Here is a 14,119-nt window from a genome sequence, read left to right on the forward strand (position 1 = left end):
GCAGAGACGAACAATAAAATGGTAACGATACTAGATGTTGCGCGCCAGGTTGGAGTTTCCAAAGCTACAGTTTCTAATGTATTAAATAGCAAGGGACGGGTTTCTGAAGCGACTAAAAAGGCTGTATTTAAAGCGATAGAAGAACTGGATTATCGCCCAAATGTCTTAGCCCAATCCCTCTCGAAGCAAGTATCAGACACAATAGGGTTACTTATTCCTAGTGGTTATCATACATCACGGTACATAACCAGGTTGATTGATATGACCCAAGAGCTGGCCAACAAAGCAGGTAAGTTCTTGATGATAACTCAAGTTGACGGCAATGATATTGAACTTGGCATTCAGTCAATTCGAAAACTTATTGATCGACGCTGTGATGGGATCATCTATTATAAAAGTTCACATATTGAAGAAATAGATATACAGAATAAACTTGAAACGCTTATTGAAGAGCTTCCGGTCCCTTTAGTCGTGCTAAATTATAATCTCCCGAATAAACCCGACTATTGTGTGTGGTTTGATCATGTCGCCATAGCTCAGTTAGCCGTGGTCAACTTGATAGAGCGTGGGCATAAGAAGATTGCATATATATCCGGTCAGCAGCATATGCATACATCCAGAGCTAGACTCCAAGGCTATCAAGATGCTATGAAGAAAGCTGGGCTAGAACTCAATTCACGACTAATAGCAGGAGGATCGGATTCTCACTACCAGGGAGGTTACGATGCGTGTAAAAAACTCATCAAACGTGAGCTAGATTTCAGTGCTATTTGCTGTTACAGCGATGCAATGGCCATTGGAGCGCTGAAGGCTTTGAAAGAAAATGGAATTTCTGTTCCTGAAGACGTATCCATTTTTGGGTTAGATAATGATTATGTTGGTGATTTCATGGACCCTCCTATATCGTCTATCGATGTACCTGTAGATGACATTATATCAATCGCAGGAAAATTACTGCTTGAGCATATGCAAAATAAGTTACCAACCTCAAAGTCAAACTCTCTAACGGGGCAGTTAGTACATAGAAAGTCAGTAAAGGATATAATTGATTAACCTGAGCTGCGCATAAGCATTGAACCAAAAGCCCGAGTCTCAATCTGATCGTTTGACAGGATCATCTTATCGCATAATAACTTGGGCATGATTTAACTTGACGCTATTTATCGTTGATGTCGATTTCTTCTGCCTGCCATTGTGCGGTCTGGAACCAAGAACGCCCGTTATCAGATATTGCATCACCAGATACATTGCTTGTTATTATTCCTGTTGTCTATTAACGCGCTCACTTAAATTTGCCGGGTGAGGGTGAGGGTGAATGTGTCGTGTCAGAGAAAGATTAGACGTTACTACGTCAAATGTGACTCTAATGTTAGAACTCAGACTAATCATAAGCCAAATGTTTTCATATTAGAAATATCATTTTGTTCAGGGCCGAAAACAGCCGAGTCTTAACGTGTTCTTTTTTCTAACTCTATGATTTTAAAATTAATTAAACCTTGGTGGTTAGTGAAAAAAGACACTTACAGCACTTAAATAGCTTTGCGTTTGCTTTTTTATCGATGTTCTACCGCTGTGGGTTGTTATTTATATGACTCGAAATTTGTTTGTGAGTCCAATCACAAATACAAATTCAACCGCTTCTGATTAACCGGTTAACCAGTTAGGTTTAATGGCAAAAGGAGCTCCTACTTTTTCCAATAATTAACTACATCGGGGTATAAAGTGGACTACACTAATTTTGCCAAAAATCTACTACACCTTATTGGTGGAATGGAAAACGTGCAGGCATTGACACATTGCGCGACACGTTTACGTTTCACATTGAATAATAATCAATGTGCGAAAAAGCAAGAAATACAAGAGCTTGATGGCGTTCTTAGCGTTGTTGAAAGTGGTGGGCAATTTCAAGTCATCATTGGCAATCGGGTGTCATATGTACATGAAGCCATTCAGCAGCTTCTTACAGGGAATGATACTATCTCATCTAACGATACATCGAAAAACAATAAACCTTCACAGCAAGAGACTACATTATTGTCAAAGGTTTTTGAGATTATATCAGGCAGTTTCTCTCCCCTTATTGGTGCTTTAGCGGGTGCTGGTATGTTAAAAGCATTACTGGCAGTTTTAAGCATGTTGGATTTACTTGATGCAAGTGATTCAACATATTTAATTTTGTCTGCCGCGGCTAATGCCGTTTTCTATTTCTTACCTGTTCTTCTTGGCGTTTCTGCTGCGATAAAAATGGGTGCTAATGGTTATATTGGGGGAGCAATTGGTGCCGCATTATTAGAACCGAATTTTACTGGTCTCATCAATAATTCAGATGCCCACTTTTTTGGTATTCCTGTTATTGCTATTGATTATGCGTCCAGTGTTTTCCCAATTTTGATCGCCGTGACCATTTTAGCTGTTGTTGAAAAATTCTTGAAGAAAATCTGTCCGGATAATGTTCAGATGTTCATGGTTCCGATGATGAGCATGTTAATTGTCGTACCGCTGACTATTATTGTGTTTGGTCCATTTGGGGTTTATCTGGGACACTGGATTGCAGATGGTATTAACTTGTTGATTTCTCATAGTGGAATTTTGACTGGGGCTGTTGTTGGCGGTTCCATGATGTTCTTAGTTATGTTTGGCCTTCACTGGGGGATCGTGCCAATCACGATCGCAAACATTGGCTTAGGTGGTGATCCCATTGTTGCAATGTGGGCTTCTTGTACCTTTGCACAAATGGGGGTTGCGACAGCATTGTGGTTCCGAACCAAGGATAATAAGATTAAAGCAATTGCAGGCCCTGCCGCTATGTCAGGCTTCCTGGCTGGGGTGACAGAACCTATTATCTACGGTCTGATTATGCGTTTTCGTAAAACGATTCCAATCGTCGTTGTTTCCGGCGCCATCGGTGGTGCTTTCATTGGAACTTTCCAGGTGAAAATGACCGGCTTTGCGTTCCACAGTATTCCAGGTATTCCGTTGTTCCAGCCTATTACACCATATGTGATTGGTATTTGCATTGGCTTTGGCCTTGCTTTCATAGGAACAATCATCGTCGGTCCAGAACAAGAAAATACCAAAAAACTTAAACCGGCTACGGCGTGAATAAAAATAAGAGGTAAGTGGTATTAATGCCTATATCAACTTTACCTCTTAAGGAAAATATAAACCAAAAATTTTAGTTACTATTTAAAATGAGTCAGTTAGCAAATATCACTGGCAAAAGAATAATCTAGTGGAGAATTATTTATGAGTTTTCGTTTCCCAGATTCATTTTTATGGGGAGGAGCGGTAGCTGCCAACCAAGTAGAAGGATCTCATGTTTCCGATGGAAAAGGTCTATCTACGTCAGACGCCCAACCCATCGGTGCGTTTGGTCATCCAGTTGAACGAGTTGAGGGTGATTTCAATATTAAAGATGTCGCGATCGATTTCTATAATCGCTATCCGGAAGATATTGCTCTATTTGCTGAGATGGGATTTACCACGTTACGATTATCCATTGCTTGGACGCGAATTTTTCCAAACGGTAACGATGCTGAGCCAAATGAAGCTGGCCTAGCATATTACGATAAAATATTAGATGAGTTGGAAAAACACGGTATTACACCGTTAGTAACACTCTCTCATTATGAGATGCCACTGAGCCTTGCGAATAAACTTAATGGTTGGGCAAGTCGTGATGTTATTTCAATGTTTGAAAAATATGCACGTACTGTTTTTGAGCGTTATGGACATCGAGTTAAGTATTGGCTGACATTTAATGAGATCAATGTAACGATTCATCAGCCTTTTACCGGGGCTGGTTTACCAGTGGATGTCGACGAACAGACGCGTTATCAGGCGATTCACCATCAACTGGTTGCGAGTGCCAAGGCGGTCAAAGCGTGTCATGAATTAATTCCGGATGCCAAAATCGGAAATATGCTTCTTGGTGCAATATTGTATCCATTCACTTGTCACCCAAATGATATGATGAAAACGCTAGAACAAAATCGTGAGTGGTTAATGTTCGGTGATATTCAGGTGCGAGGTTACTACCCAACCTATATGACACGTAAGTTCAAGGAAATGGGTATCGCTATTGATATTACGGAAGATGATAAAGAGTTGTTGAAAGAAACCGTCGATTTTGTTTCCTTCAGCTACTACATGAGTGGTTGTGCGAGCGCCGATCCGGCCAATGCAGAAGAAGCCAATGCGAACATGTTAAATATGGTTGCAAACCCGCATCTGGAAGCGTCTGAATGGGGCTGGCAGATTGACCCTGTGGGGTTACGTTATATCTTGAATTTCCTTTACGATAGGTATCAGCTACCTCTGTTTATCGTAGAAAATGGTTTGGGCGCGAAAGATGTCGTTAATGAACAAGGTGAAATCGAGGATGATTACCGAATTCAATACTTAAATGACCACCTTTATCAAGTTGGTGAAGCGATTCAGGATGGTGTGGATGTAATGGGATACACGTCTTGGGGGCCAATCGATCTAATCAGTGCTTCGACTGCACAGATGTCTAAACGTTATGGCTATATTTATGTCGACCGTGATGACGAAGGTAATGGCACGTTAGAGCGCAAACGTAAAAAGAGCTTCAGTTGGTATCAATCTGTCATTGCTTCTAAAGGAGAAGTTTTGAAATAATTCAAAAGAGCTTCTGTATCACAACCTATTTTTATCAGCCACTAAATTCTGTGGCTGATTGGAGAAATTCCCTAATTCATATAGGCAGCTTTACTTCTGAAATATTGAATTTTCCTTCTCAATGTTACTCCTGAACGTTGAGTAGGTTCCTTCAAACTGAAATATGGATTAAGTTCATCTATTGGAATAATAGTAGGTTAATATTGCCCACATTAGTGAAATGTGGGCAATGGTTAGCTATAATATAATTTACCAAGGGAAAATATAATAATGCGAAACAAAATACTTTTATTAACACTACTTTTTCCTTCCTTATTATATGCAAAGAGTCCTACCACTACATGGGATTCAGATATTGTTGAAAACTATTTAAATCAAAATAAGGGTGCGACGTTAAACTTTTTAACTGATTTAGACAATGATTCAAGATGGTATTTTACTGGTCGACTTAAATCAGGTATTGCTATCGCTGGTGAATCTGGTAGTGATCCTGATCAACAACGAGCATATGTTGACGCAAACTTACGCCTACGTGGTAAGAGCATGATAACTGACGATATCGGTTTTGTCGGTGATTTCTGGTTGAAAGCCATAGAAAACTACACAAGAGTCGATGGTGAAACAGTTAATTCGTTTGACGGGTTTGATGATCATACTCGATGGGAGCAATTCCGGTTTGGCCTAGAGCATGAAAAATGGGGTTCATTGTTATATGCCAAACATACCACCACATGGGCTCTGTTCGTTATGGATATGGGTTCTCAAGGGTTATATTTTGCACAAGGGGATGCCGGCGGTAAGAACGCAGAAAAAATAATCTATAAGAATCAGTTTGACAATAATTTATTCTTGAACGCAAGCTATGACACAAGTTCGAGAATTTCGGGTTTAGATATTGGTTATCAAACGTCAGACTTGTATTCTTACCTTCCAGATTCTTATGGTGCGTATTTTTCGGTTCATAATGGACAACCTGCAGTAGATAATGGATACGGTAAAACGTACGTGGGTAACGTTGACCCTTATGGAAAATATAAGTCAGATACAGCCAACCCGCGGAAATATGATGACCTGTACACTTATAGCCTGTCTGCCTTTAAGCAGTTTGCCGGTAAACACAGGCTTGCTACCGTCCTGGCCTATTCAAAAATGGATGATGACGACAGTGTTGAAATGATTGAACAGCGTGGTTATGCCGAAGGAGGTCTCGGGTTTAGTTCTGAAGTTGGTTATCAGTATCTACCTGCTGGTGGTAAAGGGTTTAGCCCACTCCTTACCGCAGCCTATACCGAGTTTGGTGAGTCAATAACGCCAGAGTTACAATATTGGTTTATGCCGGGCAACCGTATTTGGCTCGCTCATACATTTAATTCTCATGGCCGAAATGTTACAAGATTAGAATACCAGTGGGACTTCTAACAAAAACCAATAACTTGAAATAATTGTTAAGGTATACATATGAAACAATACTTATCTAGAGAATACATGGGTATTAAACATAATGACCATGTTGAAATTGAAAACAATCACAGTGTTTTTAACGTACTTTCAAAAGGTTATTTTTCAAAGCTGGCCCTGGCAGGGTTAACAACTTCAGTTTTAACATTCTCTTCTTTATCTTTAGCTAGCGATAGTAATGCACCGGTTATCGACGCAGGTAATGAAAAGCCGAACGTTATCATGATTCTATTAGATGATGTTGGTTTTTCTGATATCGGTGCTTTTGGCTCTGAGATCCGCACTCCAAATATTGATGAGCTGGCTTACTCAGGTCTGCGCTATAACCGATATGATACCGTCTCTATGTCCGCCCCTACCCGAGCAGCACTGCTTACAGGGCGAAACCCCCAAACTGTGCACATGGAAGAGTTAGCCCCGAAAAACGCCCCTTCACCTGGACCAAGTGTGCCATTAGGACAAGGCCCATCAGATAGTGGTGAACTTCCAACAAATGCACAAACGCTAGCGGAAGCCTTTCAAGCTGCGGATTACAAAACACATGTTTTAGGCAAGTGGCATGTTGCACCGGAATATAATAATGATGAAGAGCGAAATAAGGCCTTCTGGCCGTTACAAAAAGGTTTCGACTATTATTATGGTTTTATAAGTGGTCATACAAACCAGTTCAGGCCCGATCTTGTTGAGAATAACAGCAAGATACCGACCCCTACCGAAGAGGGCTATCATTTATCGGTTGATCTGATCGATAAAGCGATTGATATCTTGAAACCTGGAGGTGAACCGAATTTTGTTTACCTATCATTTGGTGCAGCCCATGCGCCTCTTCATGTGCCTAAATCGTATATTGATGAATACAAGGGGGTTTATGACGCTGGATGGGACGAACTGCGTAAAGAGCGTTTTGCTCGTCAGAAAGAGATGGGTGTGATACCGAACAACACGGTACTTCCTGACCGTGACAGTGGTGATTATGCTTGGAATTCTTTTGATGAACAGCATAGACGAGTGTTTGCCCGCTTTATGGAAACTTACGCAGGTTTTATGACCCACACAGACGAGCAGATTGGCCGCCTAGTTGATCACCTTAAGGCGACAGGTCAGTTTGACAATACATTAATCTTATTTACCACAGATAATGGCGCAGCCCCAGAAGGTGGCGTATTGGGTGGTTTCAGAAAGGCCTATTACGATAACACTTCAATTGCAGAAATGGATAAGCATCTTGATGAAGCAGGTAGCGTAGACACTTACATGATGTATCAGCGCCCATGGGCTTGGTTAGGTAGTACGCCTTTTAGACGTTATAAGCTATGGCCTCAGGCTGGTGGTGTTCGTGTTCCTCTTATTGCCTCTTGGCCTGCAAAAATTGAAGATGCTGGAAGCGTTCGGGGCCAAATGGTAAATGTTGTTGACTTGGCGCCAACAATGCTGGATGCCGCAGGTACGGAGTTCGCAACCTCTATTGACGGTGTGGAACAAATTCCAGTTGCCGGTCAGTCATTCCTGAATACCTTCGTTGATCAGAATGCAGAGACAAGGGGTATTCAATATTATTCACAACGTGGTAACCGTGCGATTACTAGTGGAAAATGGCGAGCAATCGCGATGCATCGCATTGGCGGTAAATTTGAAGATGACAAGTGGCAGTTGTTTGATCAAGAGTCTGATTTTTCAGAGTCCACCGATATCTCAGATCAAAATCCCCAAGTTGTTGAAGAGCTGAAAGCGTTGTGGTGGAAAGAGGCAACAGAGCATTCTGAAACACCAGTAACAAGAACGTTTGAGTTTATTTATAACTTCAGCCATGGGTATGATGCGTTCAAAGACTAAAACCTATTAAGTAATAACACTGTGGGCGCTATTGTCCGCAGTGTTATTCTTGAATAGATATTATTAGAGGTTGTTATTTATTCTTAAGCTAAGAGACTAGGCTCATAAAAATTGCGATTGCAAATGAAACACATCAGGTGGATTGGGGCTCAATTACTAAGTGCAAGTACCATTGATTCGAACGTAGCAGACTGAATGTAAGCTTCCTGCCATTTTTGAATAGCTAATTCTTCAAATTCAGTGTTAGTACATTGACCTTGGTACAGAACGCCATTGCTTCCATTACGTTGAGCATTGTCTGGTTTACAGTACTCGTCAAGACCATCTGAAAAGCCTTGTTTATATTTTTGATATTCCTCTTCACTTATACTGCCAAGGTCTTCAAGTTCAACTCTTGCCTGTTGGTAGTGGCCTTTTTCTCCATCTAACAGACCAATACGATACCAATCATTAGTTTGTGCCAGCATAGCTTGTTCTGAAAGGGATGATGAGCAGCCTGATATAATGTAAAGTGATAATATTAAAGTTAAAAATTTCATTTTATCCTCGACTAAAGATTACTTTTTTTGATGTGCTTCAGAATGAATATAGAACATTATTTAGTTTGTGCGGTACAAAGTGAAAACTTTAATCATCCTCATGGTGATGAGAATTGAGTTGGTGGGTAAGGTATTAGGAGGTTTTGACAAAGTATATTTTCAGCAAGAGACGTTTATCATTAACGCGATTTTACTGAGTGTCGTAAGAGCGTTGATGAAGGCCTGATGCATAGGCGCGGCCCTCTGCTCATAGAGAGCCGCGGTCAATTATTGCTGCCACCAACGCTCGAAGTTTTGCTGCTCGTCGTCGAGCCACATTACCTGGCCTATCATTGGGGTCATCAGCCGAAAATTAGCATCATGGCTGAGCTCAGAGATGCGTTCCAACGGCTCATGCCAAGCGTGCTTGGAAAGCTTAAACTTGCTGTTATGTGCCGGGATCATTGCTTTGGCCTGTAAATCCAGGGTAGCCTGAACGGTTTCTTCGGGCATCATATGGATATGGCGCCAGTTCTCGTTGTACTGGCCAGCTTCGAGAATGGCAACATCAAATGCGCCGAGCCGGGCGTGGATTTGCCTGAAGTGGTCACCATAGCCACTATCGCCGCCGATGTACACTTTATGTTTTGGCATAATAAGGGCAAAAGAGCCCCAGAGCGTCTGGTTACGTTTGAGAAGCCGGCCAGAGAAGTGCTGGGCGGGTAAAATGTGGATCTGCAACTGACCCTGCTCAAAACTGTCATACCAATCGCCTTCAAATACCTTGCTTTCATCGTAGCCCCATTGCGTCAAGTAGGAGCCAACGCCAATGGGGGTGATGGCTTGTGCTACTTTCTCCCGCACGGCAACAACACTCGGGTGGTCAAGGTGATCCCAGTGGTCATGGGTGATCAGCAGGTAATCGACCTCAGGGATGTCCTCGGCCTGATAGATATTGCTACCTTCAAAGGCGAGGTTGGTATAGGGAACTGGCGAGGCGTTGTCGCTGAACACCGGATCAACCAAGAACCTAACCCCATCCAGTTGGATAAAGTAGGAAGAATGTCCCATCCACACCATGACGTTACTTTCTTTGTCGAGCGCGTGTAAATCGGTTTTCTCAGAGGGAAGCGCGAAGTCCGGGGTGGCTTCAGGGATTTTATTGGTTAGAAACTTGATCCAGGCAGTAAGTAAGCCATCGCTATTGGCCAGTATCGGTGCTGGCACCGTATTGTGAAATACGCCAGAGTGGTACGGGGCAATGTAGGTGCGATCCACCACAACGGGGGAGGCAAATTGCGGTTGGCGCAAGTAGAGAAGCGATGCCGAGGCGAGCAAGAAGCAAAAAGCAGCGATGAGCATTGTGATCTGTTTGAACCTGTTTCGTTTGGGTGAGCGCGATAAAGTGCCGGTTGGCTGAAAGTAACGTTTACTGCTGGTTTTTTGCATAGTGACCTATTTTGTTGGATTTAAGGACCGCGATTATTCGCCTGTCAAATACAATGGTGGCATCTTGCTTAGGGAGTGCAGCAACCACACTCGGGTAAATCTAGTGAATTCTCGGCTTGTTGTATACACGCATTGCTTTATAAAGCTTGCCTATTCCTCCAAAATCACGTGATCTGATACGTTTGGAATAATAGGCAATAATATAAAACAAATTGGCTATCGCCGCTTGTGTCCGCAACGCTATCTTCTATTTAGGATGACTGAGAAATTCAGTTTTTTGTTAGATAAGGAGTTCGTTGTGTTGATGCGTCGCTTAAAAACAATCCTGGTACTTGTTCTTGCTATATTTTCTATTTCTAAGGTGTCTGCCATGCAAACAGAGTTCACTGATAAAGAAAAAGCCATTATTCCTATTGCTGCCTTTACCGCTAGCGGTAACATCGATATGTTAAAAATGAGCTTTACAAAAGGGTTGGAAGACGGATTAACCGTCAATGAAATCAAGGAAATTTTGGTTCAGCTTTATGCCTATGCAGGTTTTCCTCGCAGCTTAAATGGCCTTGCCGCGTTCATGGAAGTCATGAACGAGCGCGAAGCCAACGGTATCAAAGATACTGTTGGTAAATCCTCCAGTCCTCTGCCTACAGACAAAACCAGCTTGGAGTTTGGTACGGCTAACCAAACAAAGCTGATTGGGGCTCCGGTGTCGGGAGCGCTGTTTGATTTCTCGCCGCAAGTTGACGAGTACCTAAAAGCGCACTTGTTCGGTGATATTTTCGAGCGCGATGTATTGACCTGGAAAGAGCGTGAGATTGCCACCATTGCCGCCCTCGCCAATATTTCTGGTGTCAATAGCCAGTTGGCGTCGCATTACAATATCAGCATGAACAACGATATTACGCCGGCACAGCTGCAGGCCTTTGTGAAGGTGCTTGAACAGGAATGCGGAGCTGTTATTGCTGACAATGCGCAAGCTGTTTTGGATCAGGTGCTCAGCGCTAAGTAAGTCTGGGTAAACAGTGTGCAATACCGCAATTAATAGAGGTATTGCACTTTTTTGCGCAAGCATTGAGACGCCGGATAGTGCTGGAGGGATTGGATGAAAATAAATATCGCTGTTTTATTTCTAAGCGTCGCACCACTTTCAATGGTTAGTCAATTACATGCTCATTCAATCAATGGCGAACATCTAAGTGGCCAAGAGCTGGCGCTGTCTGAGAAAAAAATACAGGTTTCCTCGAATCGCAATGTTGCCGTATTTCAACTCTACGACACCAGAGCGGCAGCAGAGTTTTATCGCCAATTACCTTTAGAGTTGGAGTTATCAAACTTTCGCCAGGCCCAATGGATGTTTTATCCCCCCGAGAAACTCAATATCACGGATAACGAAGCGTACCATGATGGGAAAAAGGGAGAGTTGAGCTATTACGCGCCCTGGGGCGATGTATTTATGTTGTACAAGGATTTTTATGCCTCAGATCACATGCATAGACTCGGTGTGGTGATTGATGGGATCGACAATATTGCTCCCATGTCTGGCACTGTTGCTATTGAAAAATATTAGCGTGACGGTGAGTTTAACTTCATGGGATGCAAATTCATTTTCAACATATAAAGGAAAGAAGATGAGTGCAGGAAAAGAAAAAAAAATGGGATTAGCTTTAATGCTTGTTGGTGCTTTGTGTGTTACTGCGTCTGTTCAAGCTAACACCAAGGGACAAGAGGTTTATCGAAGTGGTAGCCAAGGCTCATTTAGCGGCGCTCAGGAACTGTTTACTGGTGATGTTCAAGTCGATATGATTTTTCCAGAAAACGATGTAGCCAACTATTCGGCCGCGTATGTTACTTTTCAGGCGGGGGCAAGAACGGCATGGCATGAGCACCCAGCCGGGCAACATATGATTGTGACTTCTGGCGTTGGATTGACTGGCACCCGTGATGGAAAAGTGGTTTCGTTCCACGAAGGCGATGCCGTTTGGTGTCCACCTGATGTCGACCACTGGCACGGTGCAACGCCACATCAGGCTATGACCCATTTGGTGGTAACTGCTTCAAAAGATGGGCAGAACGTTATTTGGAAAGAGAAGGTGACAGACGAGCAATATCAATCGGCTGAATAAATACATCTAAATAAGAATGGTGATGACGTTACTAAAAGGTGTCATCACCATTCATACATTGTTGGTAATACACATCGAAAAGCTGCAAGGTTACAAATCAAACATTTCCTCTGCGCGTAAATATTGCTGCTCTACGGCAAGTCTGGCCATTTTTTCTCTGGCTCCGGCTGGTGCACCATCGATCCTGAATTGAATAATCTTCGTCATGTCTATCCGTTTTAGTTCATTCTCTCGCCATGCATCGAGGGTGGCTTGGATCTGTGTGGGGGTGAGAAACTGCTTAACTGACTCTACACTCAGTGCTTCGACTGGGCTGCTAGCGGTTGCGCTAATAGAAAAGCCCAATGCCAGAGTGGTTATAATAGTTGCTGTGATTTTCATTTCAATGGCCTCTTTTTATTGGAGTTGCATATCAATTTTAGGTGACGAAATAGAAGAAGTATAAATTAGTTCACGCTTTTTATGTCTTAATGGTATTGACAAGCAACAACAAGGTGGGTTCTTGTTATCTGCAATAAAAAGAGAGCTCAGAATGGTGGAGGGAATAAGGCTCAGTTGGTATGTCGCTTACACTTTTTTTGGGTGCAATGAAGGTCAATCATAACTGCAACATTGGATATTAAGAACGTCTAGGAGTTTTCATAATATATGCATCATGGGTTTTCCTGTGAAACCATGTCGTTACAAATATTAAAAGGTGATTAACACTGGTTCACCATTTTCCATCTTAGTGATAGACGGTCTGTAAATTATGAAAATAAACTTTAATCTCATGCAAGATAGAATGATGACTATCATGCAAAAAATCGGTCAAAACCGATACTTACAATCGATTATGCGAGGCATGATGCTGGTTCTTCCTGCCACTATCATGAGCTCATTCGCCACGCTGCTCAAGGTTCTGCCTATTGCTGCATACCAAGATTTTATCGCACTGCATAATTTGGCTCCATTCTTTGATATACCGATCAACTTTACCAATAACTTTTTAGCGGTCCTTGTGTCATTCTCCGTTGCCTATACGCTCGCCAAGAGCTTTAATGTCGACGGGTTTACGGCCGGCCTGATATCAATGATATCCTTCTTCATCTTGACGCCGTATGAACTGGGTGAGATGGGGCCGCTGGGGCAGGCATACAGTATACCGAATGAGTGGCTCGGTGCGATGGGCTTGTTTACTGGTATTATGGTAGCGTTTATTTCGGCACGTATTTTTGTTGCAATAACCCAAAAAGGCTTAATCATTCGCATGCCTGAAGGGGTGCCGGAATTTATTTCTAAGTCTTTCTCTGCACTGGTACCAGGTCTAGTGATCTTAACTGGTTTCACGGTTTTATCTGCCACAATTACGATTAACGGGTTGGGCAGTGTGCATGAGATCATTTACGGTATTATCCAATCGCCACTGACGAACCTCGGATCAGGCATTGGCTCGGTGATTGTAGTCTCGATCGTAGCTCAAACGCTTTGGTTCTTTGGCCTGCACGGTCACGCGATCACTCTTGGCATTGTGGCTCCTATCTGGTTTGCGATGGATGCTGCGCAGCTGGCTGCGTTCTCTGCCGGTGCGCCGACGCCGAACATCACAGGCTTTGCGTTCTTTATGACATACACTGCCGGTGATCTGTTGCCTCTAGCCTTCATGTTGGCGTTTATGGCGCGAAGCCAACGCTACAAAACCCTGGGACGTATCTCACTGCCACCGGCTGTATTTACTATCGGTGAACCAATGGCCTATGGTGTACCGCTGGTGATGAACTTTGCGCTGGCTATTCCATACATTCTACTTAACTCTGTGATGTTGTTTGCGGCTTACTACCTGACCGTGGCTGGGATCTTACCTGCGGTTGCTGGTGTGATGACGCCTGCGGGTATGCCGGTTATCGTTTCAGGCTTTATGCAAGGCAGTTGGAAAATTGCTGCGTTCCAGTTCTTCTCCTTGTTCATCAGGTTTGCTGGCTGGTACTTCTTCTTCAAGATCGCAGATAGAATTGCTTTTGCTGAAGAGAAAGCAGAAGAAATGTCCAATGCTGAGCAATCAGGTGAAGGCACTGCTGTTGAAGATGGTGCACTGCAACCCGCTGAAGCTAAAGGTTAAAT

General features: G+C 42.9%; 12 protein-coding genes. 9 read left to right on the plus strand and 3 right to left on the minus strand.

Annotated features, from left to right (window positions below):
• Positions 1 to 18 precede the first annotated feature (18 nt).
• The 5 genes from R2X38_RS21615 to R2X38_RS21635 all read left to right on the plus strand — a co-directional run bounded on the left by R2X38_RS21615 (position 19) and on the right by R2X38_RS21635 (position 7,932).
• Positions 19 to 1,053, plus strand: a complete 1,035-nt coding sequence (locus tag R2X38_RS21615) for a LacI family DNA-binding transcriptional regulator (RefSeq protein ID WP_317524423.1) — start codon at positions 19 to 21, stop codon at positions 1,051 to 1,053.
• Between the two features lie 669 nt (positions 1,054 to 1,722).
• Positions 1,723 to 3,102, plus strand: coding sequence for a PTS transporter subunit EIIC (locus R2X38_RS21620; protein WP_317524424.1), 1,380 nt, complete (start codon positions 1,723 to 1,725; stop codon positions 3,100 to 3,102).
• Positions 3,103 to 3,246: 144 nt separating this feature from the next.
• Entirely contained in the window at positions 3,247 to 4,641 is a 1,395-nt protein-coding gene (locus tag R2X38_RS21625) for a 6-phospho-beta-glucosidase (RefSeq protein ID WP_317524425.1), read from the plus strand.
• A 270-nt stretch (positions 4,642 to 4,911) separates the two neighbouring features.
• Positions 4,912 to 6,060 (plus strand): hypothetical protein, encoded by a 1,149-nt coding sequence (locus R2X38_RS21630; protein WP_317524426.1) that lies wholly within the window; start codon positions 4,912 to 4,914, stop codon positions 6,058 to 6,060.
• Between the two features lie 39 nt (positions 6,061 to 6,099).
• Positions 6,100 to 7,932, plus strand: coding sequence for an arylsulfatase (locus R2X38_RS21635; RefSeq protein ID WP_317524427.1), 1,833 nt, complete (start codon positions 6,100 to 6,102; stop codon positions 7,930 to 7,932).
• Between the two features lie 149 nt (positions 7,933 to 8,081).
• On the opposite strand, the gene R2X38_RS21640 is transcribed toward R2X38_RS21635, so the two are convergent.
• The gene (locus R2X38_RS21640; RefSeq protein WP_317524428.1) at positions 8,082 to 8,471 is read right to left on the minus strand and encodes a DUF2799 domain-containing protein; all 390 of its coding nucleotides are present in this window, start codon (positions 8,469 to 8,471) and stop codon (positions 8,082 to 8,084) included.
• Between the two features lie 267 nt (positions 8,472 to 8,738).
• Complete coding sequence (locus R2X38_RS21645; protein ID WP_317524429.1) at positions 8,739 to 9,812, minus strand: MBL fold metallo-hydrolase; 1,074 nt, start codon at positions 9,810 to 9,812, stop codon at positions 8,739 to 8,741.
• A 457-nt stretch (positions 9,813 to 10,269) separates the two neighbouring features.
• Here R2X38_RS21645 and R2X38_RS21650 point away from each other — a divergent pair, with 457 nt between their 5' ends.
• The 3 genes from R2X38_RS21650 to R2X38_RS21660 all read left to right on the plus strand — a co-directional run bounded on the left by R2X38_RS21650 (position 10,270) and on the right by R2X38_RS21660 (position 12,019).
• Positions 10,270 to 10,905 carry a carboxymuconolactone decarboxylase family protein gene (locus tag R2X38_RS21650; protein WP_411185716.1) on the plus strand — a complete coding sequence of 212 codons (636 nt, stop codon included), beginning with the start codon at positions 10,270 to 10,272 and terminating at the stop codon, positions 10,903 to 10,905.
• 93 nt (positions 10,906 to 10,998) lie between these two features.
• On the plus strand, positions 10,999 to 11,463 hold the full coding sequence (locus tag R2X38_RS21655; RefSeq protein WP_317524431.1) for a cyclophilin-like fold protein: 465 nt from the start codon (positions 10,999 to 11,001) through the stop codon (positions 11,461 to 11,463).
• Positions 11,464 to 11,563: 100 nt separating this feature from the next.
• Positions 11,564 to 12,019, plus strand: coding sequence for a cupin domain-containing protein (locus tag R2X38_RS21660; protein ID WP_317524451.1), 456 nt, complete (start codon positions 11,564 to 11,566; stop codon positions 12,017 to 12,019).
• 90 nt (positions 12,020 to 12,109) lie between these two features.
• Here R2X38_RS21660 and R2X38_RS21665 read toward each other — a convergent pair whose 3' ends face one another.
• The gene (locus tag R2X38_RS21665) at positions 12,110 to 12,400 is read right to left on the minus strand and encodes a hypothetical protein (protein WP_317524432.1); all 291 of its coding nucleotides are present in this window, start codon (positions 12,398 to 12,400) and stop codon (positions 12,110 to 12,112) included.
• 406 nt (positions 12,401 to 12,806) lie between these two features.
• On the opposite strand from R2X38_RS21665, the gene R2X38_RS21670 reads away from it, so the two are divergent.
• On the plus strand, positions 12,807 to 14,117 hold the full coding sequence (locus R2X38_RS21670) for a PTS sugar transporter subunit IIC (protein WP_317524433.1): 1,311 nt from the start codon (positions 12,807 to 12,809) through the stop codon (positions 14,115 to 14,117).
• Positions 14,118 to 14,119: the final 2 nt, after the last annotated feature.

Source organism: Photobacterium rosenbergii, assembly GCF_033022775.1.
In the GTDB taxonomy this organism is placed as follows: domain Bacteria; phylum Pseudomonadota; class Gammaproteobacteria; order Enterobacterales; family Vibrionaceae; genus Photobacterium; species Photobacterium rosenbergii_A.

Bases quoted from the DNA above. Each gene is read 5' to 3' on its own strand.
- R2X38_RS21615 (WP_317524423.1), top strand. From the start codon at position 19: ATGGTAACGATACTAGATGTTGCGCGCCAGGTTGGAGTTTCCAAAGCT.
- R2X38_RS21625 (WP_317524425.1), top strand. From the start codon at position 3,247: ATGAGTTTTCGTTTCCCAGATTCATTTTTATGGGGAGGAGCGGTAGCT.
- R2X38_RS21630 (WP_317524426.1), top strand. From the start codon at position 4,912: ATGCGAAACAAAATACTTTTATTAACACTACTTTTTCCTTCCTTATTA.
- R2X38_RS21635 (WP_317524427.1), top strand. From the start codon at position 6,100: ATGAAACAATACTTATCTAGAGAATACATGGGTATTAAACATAATGAC.
- R2X38_RS21640 (WP_317524428.1), bottom strand. From the start codon at position 8,471: ATGAAATTTTTAACTTTAATATTATCACTTTACATTATATCAGGCTGC.
- R2X38_RS21645 (WP_317524429.1), bottom strand. From the start codon at position 9,812: ATGCTCATCGCTGCTTTTTGCTTCTTGCTCGCCTCGGCATCGCTTCTC.
- R2X38_RS21650 (WP_411185716.1), top strand. From the start codon at position 10,270: ATGCAAACAGAGTTCACTGATAAAGAAAAAGCCATTATTCCTATTGCT.
- R2X38_RS21655 (WP_317524431.1), top strand. From the start codon at position 10,999: ATGAAAATAAATATCGCTGTTTTATTTCTAAGCGTCGCACCACTTTCA.
- R2X38_RS21660 (WP_317524451.1), top strand. From the start codon at position 11,564: ATGCTTGTTGGTGCTTTGTGTGTTACTGCGTCTGTTCAAGCTAACACC.
- R2X38_RS21665 (WP_317524432.1), bottom strand. From the start codon at position 12,400: ATGAAAATCACAGCAACTATTATAACCACTCTGGCATTGGGCTTTTCT.
- R2X38_RS21670 (WP_317524433.1), top strand. From the start codon at position 12,807: ATGACTATCATGCAAAAAATCGGTCAAAACCGATACTTACAATCGATT.